Source organism: Exiguobacterium sp. FSL W8-0210, from assembly GCF_038006045.1.
Taxonomy (GTDB): domain Bacteria; phylum Bacillota; class Bacilli; order Exiguobacteriales; family Exiguobacteriaceae; genus Exiguobacterium_A.
On record NZ_JBBOUK010000001.1, the window covers coordinates 1358470 to 1374939 of the forward strand.

General features: G+C 44.5%; 13 protein-coding genes. 7 read left to right on the top strand and 6 right to left on the bottom strand.

The genetic code is table 11. The features are described 5' to 3' along the window. The first annotated feature begins 258 nt into the window (after positions 1–258). On the top strand, positions 259–2979 hold the full coding sequence (locus MKY22_RS07030; protein ID WP_341087761.1) for an ATP-dependent Clp protease ATP-binding subunit: 2721 nt from the start codon (positions 259–261) through the stop codon (positions 2977–2979). A 212-nt stretch (positions 2980–3191) separates the two neighbouring features. Here the strand turns inward: MKY22_RS07030 and MKY22_RS07035 are convergent, their stop codons facing one another. The 6 genes from MKY22_RS07035 to MKY22_RS07065 all read right to left on the bottom strand — a co-directional run bounded on the left by MKY22_RS07035 (position 3192) and on the right by MKY22_RS07065 (position 13158). Next, positions 3192–4775 (bottom strand): IS1182 family transposase, encoded by a 1584-nt coding sequence (locus tag MKY22_RS07035; protein ID WP_341086759.1) that lies wholly within the window; start codon positions 4773–4775, stop codon positions 3192–3194. Positions 4776–4954: 179 nt separating this feature from the next. Continuing rightward, positions 4955–8479 (bottom strand): CDP-glycerol glycerophosphotransferase family protein, encoded by a 3525-nt coding sequence (locus MKY22_RS07040; protein WP_290776556.1) that lies wholly within the window; start codon positions 8477–8479, stop codon positions 4955–4957. Between the two features lie 160 nt (positions 8480–8639). Continuing rightward, positions 8640–10091 (bottom strand): glycosyltransferase, encoded by a 1452-nt coding sequence (locus MKY22_RS17360; protein ID WP_445298369.1) that lies wholly within the window; start codon positions 10089–10091, stop codon positions 8640–8642. A 268-nt stretch (positions 10092–10359) separates the two neighbouring features. After that, on the bottom strand, positions 10360–12252 hold the full coding sequence (locus MKY22_RS07055; RefSeq protein WP_341087764.1) for a glycosyltransferase family 2 protein: 1893 nt from the start codon (positions 12250–12252) through the stop codon (positions 10360–10362). A 170-nt stretch (positions 12253–12422) separates the two neighbouring features. Next, entirely contained in the window at positions 12423–12809 is a 387-nt protein-coding gene (locus tag MKY22_RS07060; RefSeq protein ID WP_214730062.1) for a hypothetical protein, read from the bottom strand. A 109-nt stretch (positions 12810–12918) separates the two neighbouring features. Then, positions 12919–13158 (bottom strand): hypothetical protein, encoded by a 240-nt coding sequence (locus MKY22_RS07065; protein WP_035408336.1) that lies wholly within the window; start codon positions 13156–13158, stop codon positions 12919–12921. 241 nt (positions 13159–13399) lie between these two features. Between MKY22_RS07065 and MKY22_RS07070 the strand changes: the two genes are divergently transcribed. The 6 genes from MKY22_RS07070 to MKY22_RS07095 all read left to right on the top strand — a co-directional run bounded on the left by MKY22_RS07070 (position 13400) and on the right by MKY22_RS07095 (position 16448). Then, a complete protein-coding gene (locus MKY22_RS07070; protein WP_214730063.1) occupies positions 13400–13939 on the top strand; it encodes a hypothetical protein in 540 nt (179 codons plus the stop codon). A 31-nt stretch (positions 13940–13970) separates the two neighbouring features. Continuing rightward, positions 13971–14693, top strand: coding sequence for a DUF2750 domain-containing protein (locus MKY22_RS07075; protein ID WP_341087772.1), 723 nt, complete (start codon positions 13971–13973; stop codon positions 14691–14693). 34 nt (positions 14694–14727) lie between these two features. Beyond that, complete coding sequence (locus tag MKY22_RS07080) at positions 14728–15099, top strand: hypothetical protein (RefSeq protein WP_341087773.1); 372 nt, start codon at positions 14728–14730, stop codon at positions 15097–15099. Next, a complete protein-coding gene (locus tag MKY22_RS07085; protein ID WP_341087775.1) occupies positions 15096–15230 on the top strand; it encodes a hypothetical protein in 135 nt (44 codons plus the stop codon). The genes MKY22_RS07080 and MKY22_RS07085 overlap by 4 nt, the downstream gene beginning before the upstream one ends. Positions 15231–15276: 46 nt before the next feature. Next, positions 15277–15882, top strand: coding sequence for a hypothetical protein (locus MKY22_RS07090; protein WP_214730066.1), 606 nt, complete (start codon positions 15277–15279; stop codon positions 15880–15882). A gap of 86 nt (positions 15883–15968) precedes the next feature. Then, positions 15969–16448: a hypothetical protein gene (locus tag MKY22_RS07095; protein ID WP_214730067.1), complete on the top strand. Its 480-nt coding sequence runs from the start codon at positions 15969–15971 to the stop codon at positions 16446–16448. Positions 16449–16470: the final 22 nt, after the last annotated feature.

Below are 16470 nucleotides of genomic sequence, written 5' to 3' on the forward strand. Positions count from 1 at the left end.
AACGGGCGGCCGAGAAAGTTCTGAACTGGAAAACGGCACAGTGGGCCTTTACGAGGAAGTATTGCGCTTAATTTGACAAATCGCCCATCTAAAGGACGAATGTATCTTATGCACAGATATGTTAAAGTCAGCATTTCTTTTAAGAGTGATCTAAAAACAATTATTTATTATAGATATCATGTTTTACGTTAAGTAATCTCGGGGAAATATGTATAATGTATAGACTAAACTATACGATTGATTAAGGAGGTAGGGAAGATGTCGAAGAACACATGTGATATTTGTGGAAAGCCAGCATCAGTCAGAGTCCAAGCAAACTTGAATGGTCAGTTACGAAATATGGAGTTATGTGAAGGTCATTATCAAGAAATTTTACAACGCAATGGATTAAACATTTCTCCAATCGAATCGTTATTTGGAATACGTGGCACTATGCTCGATAACTTTTTTTCGAGCAAACTACCTTTTTTTAATGTAGATGAAGAAGTTAGTAAAGAAAATTTTTATGATGAAACCTCGAGCGAAGTGGCACCGCAAAAGCGTGGTAGTGCTTTAACTAGCCGATTGAGTGAAAACGCGGAAGAGATGCTTCAAAAAGCGGGACAATATGCATCTGAATTTAACAGACCCGAAATAGATACAGAGCACTTATTGTTGGCGTTGACAGATAGTGAGGTTGTTCAAAGTATATTTAATCAATTCAAAATTAAAGTGGAAGATTTGAAAAGACAAATTCAAGCTGAGGCGAAACATGGAGAGAAACTACATGAAGGTGAGATTAGCGTTTCACCGCGAGTAAAAGACGCCTTAAGTCGTTCTTTTATTGCTTCAAATGATCTAGGACACACTTATGTTGGTCCCGAACATTTTTTGATTGGTTTATCTGAAGAGGGAGAGGGGCTGGCTGCAAACATCCTTCGCAAATATGGTTTGACGCCTCAATCTATAAGACAGCAAGTGAGTAGGGTTGTCGGGAACGGTGAAAACAAAGGAGGTCTATCCAATGTGAGTAACACCCCTGAACTGGAGAAATTTTCGCGCGATCTTACTAAGATGGCTAAAGAAGGAAAGCTAGATCCGGTCATAGGTCGTGCCGAAGAAGTGGAAACCACAATAGAGATATTAGCTCGACGTAGAAAAAATAATCCAGTACTGATTGGTGATCCAGGGGTTGGGAAAACTGCTATTGTAGAAGGGTTAGCACAACGAATTGTTGACGGTGAAGTACCTGAAGGTTTAAAGGATAAGCGATTAATGGAGTTAGATATTAATGCAATGGTTGCTGGATCAAAATACAGAGGAGAGTTTGAAGAACGTGTTCAAAAAGTGTTGAAGGAAATATCGGAAAATAAAGATGATTTAATTATATTCATTGATGAGGTCCATACGATTGTAGGCGCTGGACAAGGTGGTGAAGAAGGCGGTCTAGATATAGCTAACGTTTTCAAACCAATGCTTGCTAGAGGAGAGTTGAATCTCATTGGCGCGACTACTCTGAATGAATACCAAAAGTACATTGAAAAAGACGCGGCTTTAGAAAGAAGATTTCAACCGGTTACTATTCACGAGACGACTCCAGAGCAAACGATTATGATTTTAAGAGGTTTGCGCGATACTTTTGAAGCGTATCATAAGGTGACTATAACCGAAGAAGCTATTATTTCTGCAGTAGAGTTATCAGATCGATATATTCCTTCTCGTTTTTTACCTGATAAAGCCATTGACCTTCTTGATCAAGCGGCAGCTAGAGTTAAACTAATTGCCACTTCACGTCCTGCCGGAATTCAAGAAATCGAAGCTGAATTGCAGCACCTTCTAAGAGAGCGAGATTACGTTGCAAATAGAAAGCAGTATGATAAAGCAAGCGAACTTACAAAAGTTATTGAAGAAAAAGAAAGTGAGTTAAAGAAATTAACAGAAGATTGGGAATCCGAAAAAGGCTCAGGGAGTACAGAGGTAAAACCTGAACATATTGCTCATGTGGTTTCGCATTTGACTGGCATTCCAGTGAACGAACTAACAACAGAAGAAAAAGACAAACTTTTACGCATGGAAGAACAACTACATCAGCGCTTAGTAGGTCAAGAAGAGGCAGTAAACGCTGTTTCAGATGCAGTTCGTTTGTCTCGTTCAGGATTACGCGAAGAAAATAAGCCTGTCGCTACTTTTCTTTTCTTAGGACCTACCGGGGTAGGTAAGACCGAGCTTGCAAAGGCTTTATCAGAAGTTATTTATGGAGATGAAAATGCATTATTACGAATTGATATGTCAGAATATGGAGAGCGGCATGCAGTAGCACGTCTTGTAGGTGCTCCTCCTGGGTATGTGGGTTATGATGAAGGCGGTCAGCTCACCGAAAAAGTACGACGTTCACCTTACAGCGTGATATTGTTAGACGAAATTGAAAAGGCTCATCCTGACGTGTACAATATCTTACTTCAAGTTTTCGATGATGGACGACTTACTGATGGAAAAGGAAGAGTTGTAGATTTCACCAACACGATAATTATAGCTACGTCAAATTTAGGGTCAGATATTATTCGTACTAGATTAAACAGCGATAGTTCTTCTAAAGAAGATTATGAAGGCGTAAAAAAAGAAGTTATGACTGTCTTGGCAAGTCATTTCCGTCCTGAGTTTTTAAACAGGATTGATGAAATTATTGTATTTAGTGCTTTAAATAAGGATCAAATAAACGAAATTGTATCACTTCAACTACAACGTGTCGCGAAGAATGTGTCGAAACAGGGTATTACTATTTCTTTCGATCAAACTTTAGCTCGGCACTTTACAGAAGAAGGGTACAAACCTGAATTTGGTGCCCGAGAACTCAAACGTGTAATCCGTAGTGAGCTAGAAACGAAATTAGCTCGTGAAATTTTAGGAGGGGCTATTGAGAAAGGGGATAAAATATTAGCTAAATGGGACGAACAATCACAACAGATTGTTTTTGAACGCACGGAGACTAATGAGGATTAAACCAATTTTGGGAGAATAGCCTATATTTTAGAGAAGGTGTCAACAGCGTTTTTTCATTCTTCTCTGATAACTGTGTAGTTGAAAATAAGAGTGATTATTATGCGATGTTGGATAACGATAACGAGGCTGGGACATAACTAGCTGAATTTAACGAGAAGAAGGAATTGCCATCACTCAGGATGTGCAATTCCTTCTTTTTTCATTGTCTCGCGTCAAGTTGCCCTTCGGGCAACGCTTTGGATGAGCCATTTTCTTAAATTTACGGCCATGAGGATGAAGCCGAGCTCACGCTTCACCTTCGCTTTTCCTCTCACAGAAAAGCGAGTGAAACTCAAATTAGCCTTCAGATATCCAAAAACTGGTTCCACGTCTATCTTCCGTTTCGCATAGAGGGATCCTGTTTTTTGATCTGAAAGCCATTTTTTCATCTGTTCTTTTTGTTCTTCCCATGAAGTGTTTATGTGTACCTGTCGGTGACGACCCTCTTTGGCCTTGGTACAACGGGAGCGAAACGGGCAGCCATCACACCCTTCGCTTTCATACACCTTGAAATCACGCGTGAATCCGTACCGATCTGTTCTCTTGGACATGTAACGGAATGTTACGTCCTGTCCATTAGGGCACACAAAACGATCCGACCTTTCATCATAAGACCAGTTTACTGTGTTAAATGGATCATTGCGCCATTTTCGAGACTTTTCTTTTTCGAACATCGTATAAGGGATGAGTGGAATGCGCCCTCGGCGCATCAGAATATCCTGATAATTCTCCTGACTCCCATAGCCGGCATCCGCAACGATATGCGGTGGTAGTGGTAAATATGAGCTGATCTCATCTAAAAAGGGGAGTAACGTCCGGGCATCCGTCGGATTCGGATAAATATCATAAGCGAGTGTGTACTGTCCTTCGGTCGCGATTTGAACGTTATAGCCTGGCTTGAGTTGTCCATTTTGCATATGATCTTCCTTCATTCGCATGAACGTCGCGTCTGTGTCTGTTTTCGAATAGCTGTTCCGTCCAGCGAGCGTCCTCTTTTGGAGGGCGTATCTCTGTTTCCGCTCGATGAAATCTGTAATCTCCTTTCGAAGGAGACGTGGTTCCTTCCGTTCAGAACGTAGACGTTTTCTTTCTTGAGTATCCGAACTCGCCTCGATTTTTTGGTTGATGGAAGCGATATGTGCGTCTAAAGCTTCACCCATGTGTTCGAGTTCTGAGAGAGTGAGCTCGTCCGGGCTTTCTCGTTCAATTTCCGGTAGGATGTCTTGTTCGACGAGGTTGTCATAGATACGATTCGATTTGTCCACGAGAGACGAACTATGACGTTCGATCGATTTCCGCCAAACAAAGGTGTATCGGTTCGCATTCGCCTCTAGCTTTGTACCATCGATAAAGATGGCTTCTTCATTGATTTCTCCCATCTCGACGAGATGGCAACGGAAGGTAACGAAGGCTTGCTTCAAGATTGGAGTGACTGCGGGATGCACTCGAAAACGGTTGATGGTACGATAGCTCGGCGCATTCCCTTGCGCTAGCCACATCATCCGCAGACTATCGGATAGTAATCCTTCAATCTTCCGACCGGAGAAGACCGACTGTGTGTAGGCACATAAAATGATTTTCATCATCATCCGCGGATGATAAGCAGGGCATCCCGTCGTCCGCATGAAAGGATCGAAAACATCATCCGGAATGGATTCGACGAGATGATGGACAGCGAACGCGATATCATTTTCTTGAAGACGAACTTCTAAATCTAAGGGCAGAACCAGCTGGTTCATGTTATAATCTTTAAACATAAGGGCACCTCCGATGGTTATAGTTTAGTCACTTTAACTTTATCAGAGGTTGTCCTTATTTGTTTATTCAGAATCGGTTTTTCGTCATAGAACAAGGCCCTCGAAACGACTACACGTTTCGAGGGCCTTTCGTTTGTGAAACTGAGTTATGTCCCAGCCTCGTTTTTTCGTATCATCGGTCAAACAGAGTAACTGCCGTCTGGTTGTTCAAGTAATTCAAGGGTTTGAGTGCGCATCATTTGATCCGTTTTGAAGTACGCATCGACGACACGAGAAGCGGCAAACCCATCCTCCATCGGACCGTATGTCGCACGGAACGTATCGAGTTGCGCTTGATACATTTTCGTCAGACGCGGAATGTCCGATAAGGCGTGAAGCAAAGCCTCTTCCGTTTCTAAGATCGGTCCCGGAAGGTCATTGTAGTAATCCAGGTAGAAGCCGCGTAACGTATCTCGATAAAGATCGAGGTCATACGCATAGAACATCATTGGACGATTCATGTTCGCGAAGTCGAAGAAAACAGAAGAATAGTCTGTGATCAGTAGATCGGTGATCAAGTAAAGTTCTTGAATATCCGGATAGGCCGTCACGTCGATGAATTGTTCCCGGTGCTGCGCTGGAATCTTCGGCTTTTTCGTGACGAGCACATGCGTCCGAATCAAGAAGACATACTCATCGCCTAACGCTTCCGCGACCCGGTCGAAATCAAACGGATAGTCGAAGTAGAACTTCCCTTTACCGAGCGACTGATGGTCACGGAAAGTCGGTGCATACAAGATGACTTTCTTGTCTTCCGGTAGTTGAAGCTGCGTCCGGATCCGTTCGATTGTCGCCGCATTATTCGCCGTAAAGAAGAGATCGTTTCGCGGATAACCAGATTCGACGACCGGTCCCCCGTACTGGAACGCACTTCTAAAGATGTTCGTCGCATAGGGACTCGGAGACAAGAGGACGCTCCATTGCTGGATCGCGTTCGTTACACGCTCGACATAGCCTTCGTCCCGTCCATGGATCTCGTCTAAGTCAAACAACATCTTCTTCAAAGGTGTGCCGTGCCATGTCTGAATGTAGGTCGTCTCTTTTCGCCGCGTCATGTAATGCGGGAAGTTCTGATTGTTGACCCAAAACTTCGCCGTCGCCATGTAATAGAAATAGGCAGGAGATAAGCGTTTGACGACTTTTGCGTTCGGATCTCCGAGATAAAGCTTCTTGTTATAGATCCAGACGACTTTGTAGCCGAGTGCTTGTTTCTTCAGTTCCTCGTAAATGTAACGCGGACTGTCCGCGTAATGTTTACCGAGCCCACTCTCGAAGACGACGAGTTTCGGGTCGACCGGCAAGACGCGTTGCATGAGCCGGTATCCAGCCTTCATCGTCGGGAAGTAGAACCGGCTTCGGCGATAGACCTTAAAGAGGATGTTCGCTGCCTCGTTCGTCTGAATCTTTTCAAAGAGACTCGTCTGTTTCGTATAATTAGCGATTGTTTGATAGACCTGATCAGAGTAAGTCGTATCCGTTTTCGTCAAGAAGACGTCAGCGCGTCGTTTGTATTCGTCCGCCATCTCAAAATTATGGCGTGCCGTCGCGTCAAGATCGTCGAACAGGTCATCAATCGTTTTTGAGATTCGACCCGGTAATTCGTTCTCGAGATCGAGATATGAACCGAGTGGACCGATGAAGCGTTTCGGGTCGAATTGGAGATAGTGAACCGGTCGCTTTAAGAAACTGAAGTCAAAGGCAACACTCGAGTAGTCAGTGACGAGCAACAGGCTCTCTTTTAATAACCCTTGGACGTCACGTTCGCCTTGGTGGATGACCGTGATCGGTAAGTTCTCGAAATGACTCGAATATTGCTGCATGTTTGGATGCAGGCAAAGAACGATCTCGAGACGATGCTGTTTCGCGTACGCATGCAAACGATCACTCGATAGGAACGCTTGGTACTGCTGATAGTATTCTGATTCGAAGAACTGGAGTGGCGTCTGTAACCACGACCGCCACGTCGGAATGACGAGCATCTGACGTTTGACCGGGACGTCATTTTTCAAGAGTGCATCAAAGCGAGACAAGCCAGTAATTTTGACCTCGCGCTCAGCGTATCCCATATCTTGTGTGACGAGTCGTTTTTCCCGCTCCGAGCTGACAAGGAACAAATCCGTGTCGAAGGCAGCAGCAAATTTCCCGTATTGATTGTTCATGTTCTTCGTTCCGAGAACCCCGTGTTGGATGAAGACACGATCTGCACGCATCTTGCGTTTGAACGGCTCCGAGCGAAGCGGATACAAGTATTCCGCGTGGTGTGTCCCGATGACCTTCTTTGCCATCAAAGAGTGATAGATGTGTTCCTTCGATTTGATCGGCAAGACGTTTCCGAGCGGAGCGACTTGCGCATATTCGTTCGACGCCGGATCGATGACGTAATAGACCGGTCGCTCCGGATAGGTCTCGCGCATGTATTTGAAGAAGTGGTAACCATTGTCCTGCGCTTTATATGGACGTTCTCCGACGAGCCACGTGTTCTTCTCGGCAAACAGCCGGTAGAGCGGGGCAAATGTCATCAGATGATTCAGATAGGCGTAATTTTCATTCGTGAACTCGGTCATCTCAAATGATAGATTCCGGTGACCGACCGTGTAGTACGGAATGATATGCATCGTCGACGTCTCATCTTTCCCTAACGCTTCCGGTGTCAGCTGACGCGTGATATAACGGGCACGACCGAGACGGTGTAATTTCGGTTCCGATCGGTGATAGAAATCGAGCGTGATGAAAGCATCATAAACCCCTTCTTGCAATTGGGCTGCTTGATAGAGGTGCGACCAGTGAATCTTCGCCGTGTAATGATAGAGATACAATCCGAATTTTTTCGCACTTACCTCGTTTTGGTACAACCAATCGATTGGGATAGGGACTTGATCGCCACTCTCTCGGTGAACAAGGAGCAACCGTCCCGTCTTGATGAACGCATGACGCGTAAAGGCTTTTCCGCTGATGACTGTCGTCGCCTTCGTCTCATTATGGACCGCATCGATTTGAATCTTCGGCTTCGTCTGCGGTTCTTTGTTCAGCAACAGACGCAGGTTGCCTTTTAAATCCGTATACAACTGGACGAATTCGTTGAACGTCTCATCCATCAACGGCGCGAGAGGCGCAGGGATCTGTGTATCAAGGAAACGTCCTAGCAGAATCTCACGGGTGAAGACAGACGCGTCGAGCGTAGCATGACTCGGTAAGCCGTCAGATTCCCATTTCTGTAATTGCTCCGGTGTGAGGTGTTCAACTTTTTTCGTGAACGTAAGCCAAAGCGAAAAACGACCAATCGGATAGAGCGTATCTTGATCGGCTTCGACGTACTCGATCTCAGCGAGACCGTCTTCTTCGACCGTCGGAACGTCCGCCTCTTCTTGCATCTGAGCAACATGCTGACTCAATTGAGACACGATTGAATGCGACAGCTGAAAGGTGAAGCGATGATCGTCCAGTTGGTTCGGCACTTCAAGGACCGTCTCTTGCGATCGATCGCGGATACGTAACGACGTGATCGTCAGCAACGGATCATTCAATTGACCGGATAGCGTATAGTCTGTCGGCGAAGATTGAATCTTTAACGATTCTTTTAATGCCGATCGTTTAAGCTTTTTTTGTTTTTTCGGAAGTACGGAATGTCCAAATTGGAGCACCCGGAGAGCAGATTTAAACAGCATGGAATCAAGGAACCTCCTACTAAAAGATGTTTTATGAAAGCGCTATCTTCCCTTAGCATTCTATCATAATCAATAGCTAAAACATCCTAAAATTTGAAAAACAATGCGGACTTTGGTGGATAGACAAAAAAACCTCCTCACAGGGGAGGAGGTCGACTAACTATTCGTCGAGCTGATTCAAAAGCATCAGCCAATTTTTCGTGAAAAGATCATCCGAAAAACGCTCAACCGAATGCAAGGCGGCTTCGCCCATTTGACGTCTTAGGGACGGTTGCTCCATCAAGCGGATCGCTGCTGCTGCGAAAGCTGACGTGTCACCTGTTGGAATGATAAAACCAGTCGTTCCATGCTCAATGATTTCACGGGGACCGTAACAAACATCGTAGGCGATGACCGGAACACCATAGCCCATGCTCTCAAGGATCGCCATCCCGAACCCTTCGGATTGCGACGTAAAGATCGTTGCGACAGCACCATGATAAGCGTCTTGAATGTTCGTGACGAACCCTTTGAAACGGATGTGCTTCGTTAATGACAATTCCTTGATCAAAGCATGGAGATCCTTTTCGAGCTGATCGTTGTAACCGAAGCCATAGAAATCAAGGAAGGCATTGGGGTGGTGGTCGACGATCTTCCGCATGACACGGACACTCGCAGCGACATCCTTTTTGACTTGAATGCGCGAGACGACGATGAACCGATTCGGATCAGGTTCAGGAAGTACCGAGTAGTCGGCTTCCGGAACAGCACCAACACCGTGTGGAATCGCATGGAACGTTTCCGGATGACCGAACTGGTTGGTCATATGCGCTTGTTGACGAGGTGTTGCCGTGATGACACGATCCCACTCGTCGATGCGACCGAATAATGTATCCCAGACACCACTGACGGCTGCTGTCTCATTGAAGGGCGACACGAAGTGATTGCTATGCCCGAAGGCGATCTTTTTAATATTCGGATGCTTGATGTCTAGGATGACCGCATCCAAATTTTTTTTCGGTAGGTTGGCAAGACGATCCCGGTATTCTGATGAGATCAAGACCGCGTCATGTTGATCTAACAGCTTGTTCAAGACGAACGTATTAAAGATCGCTGGATCATTGAACTGTTTTTCCTGACCGGCTTCGAAATAAAATAGATGACTCCAGTCTGCCGAGTTGATTTTATGCCAAATCGTCAAATAACACGTTCCATCACTGTGGAAGAAGGAACGGGAGACCGGCTTATTCGATGTAAGCGAATACTGGATCGTCTGCACCAACTGCCCGTTATCAAGGTATTCCTCGCGGCGTAGGCGATGGCGATTCTCTGAAAAATAATCGATGAAGCTGAGCTGATTGTTAGCGTCAAACCGAGCGTACTGGACGTATGTACCATTGTCGAACAATCGATAGGAATCTTTTTCGGCACGGCTCGCATCGAGGAACAACGTATACCGTTTTTCCCAACGCGGAATCAATTCGGCTTTCGAAGAAACGACGGACCGTTTGTCTGCCTGGCGGCGTGCTAAAAAATTGATGACGTTGACGACCTGGATGCGAGGATCAAGCAAACGCGCCTCGACTATCTCTTCGCGAATCGCTTCGAGGTTCGGTTGAATCCCTAACGTCACGAGTGTGACATTTCGCTCCGGATCAGCCGTGATGATGGCATTCGCGCGTTTAATGACTGCTTTTGATAAACCGCCACGCTAAGCTGCTAACGTATTCAATGTAAAAAACAAATCTCGTTTCATAGGGCATCTCCTTATATAGCGCTTACAATTTTATTTAGTAGCATAAAATATGGATCATATCGGTGAACCTTATCCATACTATAGCATACTTTGTTGGAATAATAAGGAACCTAGGAACGAGATCTCTCTATCCCTAGGTGTATTGTTAAGCTTCGTTGATCGGTTGAACGAATGATCGATTGGCTGTGATGTACATATCCTGAGCCGTTTTCAAGCGTGGTGTGCCTTTCGATGACAGGACGACCTTCTCGATCTGAAGCACCGTATCGGGTGTGTTTTTCGTCGGTAGTTCATTTTTAAAGTCACGATCGGCGTACTGTTTACATGTTTTCAAAATCCGGACTGTTGTTGGAGGCACAGTCAGATAGGTCTCGTTATCGATCACAGGCGGAAGATGGACATATTTTTTGTTTGCCGTGACGTAAGCTCCATCAGCCGTGACGAGTCGTGGTGTGCCAGCAATCGTCAACTGTAGATCACTGATTGTCAGGAGTTGACCGACTTCGAGCGCTGCTTGCTTATGCTCGAATTCGAGGTCATCATACAAAAAGGCTTTCTCGAGTACGACGACTTGCGGCGGTGCTTCGATATGATACTTCGTCGCGTCGATTTTCTGTATCGGTGATTTTTGTTCCTCGGGACGAAATTCGACTTTAAGTTGCTGATAATGCAAATGCATTTCGTCGACACTACTCGGTAACGTCATCCGGACGACGAACGGATGATAGTCGTCATGGATCAGCATCAATTGGAATGGATCTGAACGCGGTTCGAGTGCCTCCGTCGGAATGAACAGTTCGTTCTCATCGATATGGAACGGAACGGCGGTTTCCGTTGCTTCATCGTTGGGTGCGATTAAGAGAACTTGATCGATCGAAGACATGTCGTCTTTGAGTAATTGTACGACTTCATAGAAGAGACCATCAACGAGACGGGTGCCCGCATACGTAGCAAAGAATGGCTCAAGGACAGGACCGAGATGACTCAACGAAGCAGGCATCCGGTAATAAAGACGATTCTCCGATACATATCGCCGGGCTTTATGTTTTTGGACGAGCAGCGTGATGAAGGTGACGAAGCTGTCATAGTCTTTTTGCTGAAGCAAGGTGTACTGTTTTTGAAAGATGTCATCAAAAATGAAATCCGCTGGATCTGCACCATGGCGTTCAAAAACGGCAATCATTTCGCGGAACAGGTCAAAAAAGGTCTGCTGCTGCGGATGCTCAAGGAAACGCTTGTTGTTGAACAGTCGGGAGAGGAAGTCCATCTCGATCAATCGACTCAAAGCATGGGTTTTAGCAACTGCTGGAATATCAAGTTCGAGCGTTTTCTCAAGCACTTGTAAATTGAAGGTCGTCTTTTCGAAAATACTTGTTTGTCCGACAAGCGAATCATTCATCGCGAAACGATTGACGTGATAGACCGGTGCCGGATTCATCGAAGCCGTTTGGCATTTCGAGATGGCTTCAAAGAAGAAGAGTTTATCTTCACCGTACTGCATCGCGCTGAACCGAATGTTATGTTCAAGCAAGACGGAGCGCTTCAGAATTTTCCCTGGAGGTCCGACCGCGCGGAACACTTTATCGATTTCATACGGAACAAGCTGATTCGCTGTCGTAAACGATGCAAAGCGGCCAACCTTTTGAATCGACGTGTTGGTATGTTTGATCGTTTGACCGAATGCGATATCGGCATCATGCGAAGCGGCTTGTGCGACGAGTCGAGGGAATCCGACTGGATCGAGACGATCATCAGCATCTAAGAACGTGACGTAGGTACCTGTCGCTTCTTCAATTCCGACGTTTCGCGGTTGTGCAGGACTGCCCGAATTTTCAGGAAGTTCGATGATGCGAATGAAATCCATCGTTTGTGCAGCCGTGTGGAGAATCGATAACGATTCATCCGTCGAACCGTCATCAACGAAAATCGCTTCGATTGTTGAGTGATCGAGCGTGAGTTCTTGGATCGATGCGATACAAGTTGAGAGATATGTCGCCTTATTGTATACAGGAATAATGATCGATGCGGTTCTTTCCATCAGTAATTCCCACCTTAAACTAAATATTAAAAAATACCCCCTGAACTGTGCCTTAAAACAGATGAAGGAAAGAGAAGGATAAGAAAACACGAAAATGGTCGATGGCTCCATAAAATAATGGAGTCATCGACCATTTAGACAATTAACCAATCAGCCTTATAGGATTAGAATTACTTGATTCCAATGTTCTCAAGGTATTTTTTTTCAGAGGCATCGATTTTACCGCTGATTTGTTTCGAATACGTCTTCCGCGCGTAAGTCGATCCTTTTTTCTGATAAATGGCTTTTTGTCCTTCAGATGATTGGTCGTAATAGATTTCGATTAAATCTTTATCCTCATAGACGATGACGCCCGTTTCATCAGTGTTTCGCTTTAGTTGCTGGTTGATCTGTTGCTGCTTCAAGTACTGGTTTTCAGATTTGAAGACTTGATTGATGGCTGCATCGTATTTCTTTTTTGCTTCCTCACTAGTCGTATTTCCGTCTTGATCGTAATTGCTACATCCTGCTAGACAGACGATCGAAAATAGCAGTAAAAATAAAAGTTTGCTTTTCAAATGCGAACCCCTCCGAAGTACACGTTCTGTATTACCGATAGTATACATCAAGGCAACACTTCATATGTAGCTTACTTAAGAAAAAGGGAAGTGTTTCATGTTGGTCGCACTATAGTTCGATGGCATCGATGACGCCTTCAGGATACTCCCAGACATTGCCTTCAATGAGCCATTGATGATGGCAGTTCGGACAAGCGACTTCCGAAGAAAAGTCATACTGGATTTCGAGACCTAAGCGCCGGTCTTCGTACGCTACACTATGTAAATCTTCAATGAGAATCTCATCCTTGAATTTCTCGCGACAACGTGGACATTTGAATTTCGAATAGTGACTGATGACCGTATCCATTTAATTCAACTCCTTAATAAAGAATAAGTACCGTATACAGTATAATGATAACGCTTACATAAAAAGTGTTTTAAATTAAATTTGTAATCAAAATGGAATATATCATATGAATAAATAAAAATTCCCATAAATGGTTATGGGTTTTATAATGAAGAAGAGAAATTGATTTTTCAAGAAAACAACAAATGACAAGAAATTAAAAATTTCATCGACTTATTACTTAAAGGAATCGTGTGACAATATGCAACTCATTAAACAAATCAACGGTCAGAATCATTTTTGGCTGTTCGAGAAGGATGGACGGACACTCTACACGTTTCACGGCATCATGGGAGAGAGATTGAAAGAACCAATGAGCGAGCAAAAGTTCTCGCGCTTTTTTAATCTGGATGCCTGTATCCGAGAACTTGTTGCAGAGAAAGAAAAAGACGGATATTCTGTCGTTCAAGAAGCGGATTACCACGAAGTTGTCGTAGAGATCTTTTGTCAGGATACAGAGTATGATGTCATCTTTGAGCATCGTTCGAGCATTGAAGAAGACCTCAACGGATTTCTTTTTGAAATCGGCAATGGGTATTTTGTTGAAGATGAGTATGGGCCAGAAGCGATCGAATTCGTCCTTCATATCTTGGAGCCGTCTTATATCGTTGAACCCGTCATTGATTATTTTAAAAAGCAGTATGGCGTGACGCGGCTTCGGATGGGACAGGCAAAAGTTCATTACGGCAGACGATTGACCGGACTTTATCCCGCAGGAAAGAACTTTAACCGAAAAAATTAAAGACAAAAATGTATAAGAAGGAGTCACATAGATGACATATCAAATCGGTTTACCAGGCGTTACTGAAGAGAGATTACAAGAGGTAGAAGCAGAACTTGGCTTTAAGCTTCCGAAAGAACTACGAAATAGGTACAAGCACGAAAATAAATTCAGCATCGGCGAATGGGAGTTTCATCCGATCAAGGACGAGCAGTATATCAAGCGGACATGGGACGACCTTGTTCGTGTTAACACGACGGATGCGGAGGACTACCCATCCGGTTTCTTACGAATCGCACGTGACGGAACAGGTGACGAACTCGGGTATCAGCTTCCGGACACAGAGACAATCGTCTTATGGGATCATGAGGAACAAGAATTATTTTCGGTAGCACCAACGTTGAAGATATTCATTGAAAAGGAACAACAAGTGGATCGCAGTGCAGAACAAGCAGAACTCTTCGTACAAACGGTCATCGAGACAGGCGCCGTCTATGGTCTATCAAAATTTGAACAGTCGGGTTGGGCCTATTGTCCTTCGTATCAAGAGGAATCGGATGTATTGTTATTCTTTTCGTCGAAATCAGCGGCGAAAGCGCTACAGACGAAGGAATGGGCGGACTATCATCTAATTCGCTTGGATTTGGGTCTATTCATGGATGGCTGGTTGCCGAACATGATTGACAATGGACTGTATTGTGGCTTGAACTGGGAACCGGAGCTCATTGGACTTGAGCTGGATCCAGAAGATGTCCTAGCAGATCTGGAGGGTTAACACGATTCGGACGCTTCATAAACAAGTCGATGGAATGACAGCCGTTTGGCTCATCTATCGCGATGGACGAAAATTGTATACGTATCACGGTGTCATGAACGAGATTCATCAGGACGATATGAAACAAGCGATGGAAGATCGCTACTTGTTCAGATATCAAGCGAAACGTCGGATGAATACGTGGATTTCGGAAAAACAGGCAGAAGGATACATATTCGAGGACGTATTCGGACTGACACCGAACCGCAAGAAAAGACAGACGTTCAAGCGTCGAATGATAGGACTCGCGTCTCTCCAATTATCATCGCAGTGCTTGCGTTACTTCAAATGGGAATGGTCGTTTTCAGTAAAGACTATTTACCGGGCTGGCTACGCACGGTTTGTTTCATCAGTTGCTGTGTCATGAACATTGAATACCGAGAGGGGTTATATGCTGGTTTCGCGATTGGAACGGGTACACTCCTATTGTTTTATGTCCAAAACAGATACAATCAAACGGATTTTCTAGCGGAACAGCCGAACCATGCTTCTATTTAAAAAATTGCTACAGAAGACTAATTCAATTGATAAGGATGATAATTTAATGATTGTCACGCTCAGTAAGCAAGTGGATGGCATCATCTATTTCTGGTTCATGTACCGGGACGGTCGAACAATCCAGATGTATCACGGTGTCACCGAACAATGGAAAATCGATCAGGATGTCAGTGATTCAATTGAAGAACGATATACATTTCGGCGTCAAGCTAAACGACGACTGAAGGAATTGATTGCTGAGAAACAGGCTGAAGGATACAGGCAGGATGATATTTACGGGATGCAACCCGGACGGAAAGAGCGTGAGAAATTTCGCCGTCGGACGTCCTGGCTCGCTTATCTTCTTCTGGGTCTCGGTCTGTTCCAGTTAGTGACACCGTTCACTATATTACCGTTTGTTGTATTAGGTATCGGTATCGCTCTGATGTTCTTAGCGTTTCTTAGTAAAGATCAGTTTCCGATGTGGCTACGTGTCATCTGTTTCGTCGATTATTTCTTAATGCATGTCGGTTTTCGGCAAGAGCAGTACATCCCACATCTATTTCCGATTCTGTCAATTGGAACAGGATTGATACTTTTATTATATCTTCGAAGCAAATACAAACGTAAACTCGAGAACAACGCCAATGATAGAGATGGCTACATATTATAAATGAAACAAAGAAATACCAGACCCATTTAAAGAACTATCCTGATAGAATTTTAATGCATTGCACAAAAGAATGTGAGGATGATCTCATGAAAATAATCTATTCTCGTGAAGACTTACTCGCACTCGAAGATCCCTTTGAATATGAGGTGGGATTGCCAATCCGCATCAGAGAACTTCCGGCTTCCGTCATCGAAGAGGAGCTACCGGATAGCCGCGAACAATTGAATCATCTTCTGAAAGAGGGCTATACTTTGGTCATTCAGAAACCGCAAATTCCAAACTCTCCCGTATTCGCGGGGTTATCCGTGATAGCGGAGAACACGGTCATGAAATTATATGTCTACGAGGCGGATCATTGTGAAGATGCGTTATGGGAGGCTCTCTCCGAGAATGAATACAATCAGCATTGGGCATATTTTTTATTGAAGAAAATCGAAGGTGTCAGATTCGAATTGCCTTACACGCAACCATCACAACAATCACTCAGACTCACTCATCTTGGTACAAATCAACTCGTGTATCTACAGTTTGAAACGTATCAAAGTGTATCGTGTCAGTGGGATTGAAAAAGGAGATGCTTTTGTTTCG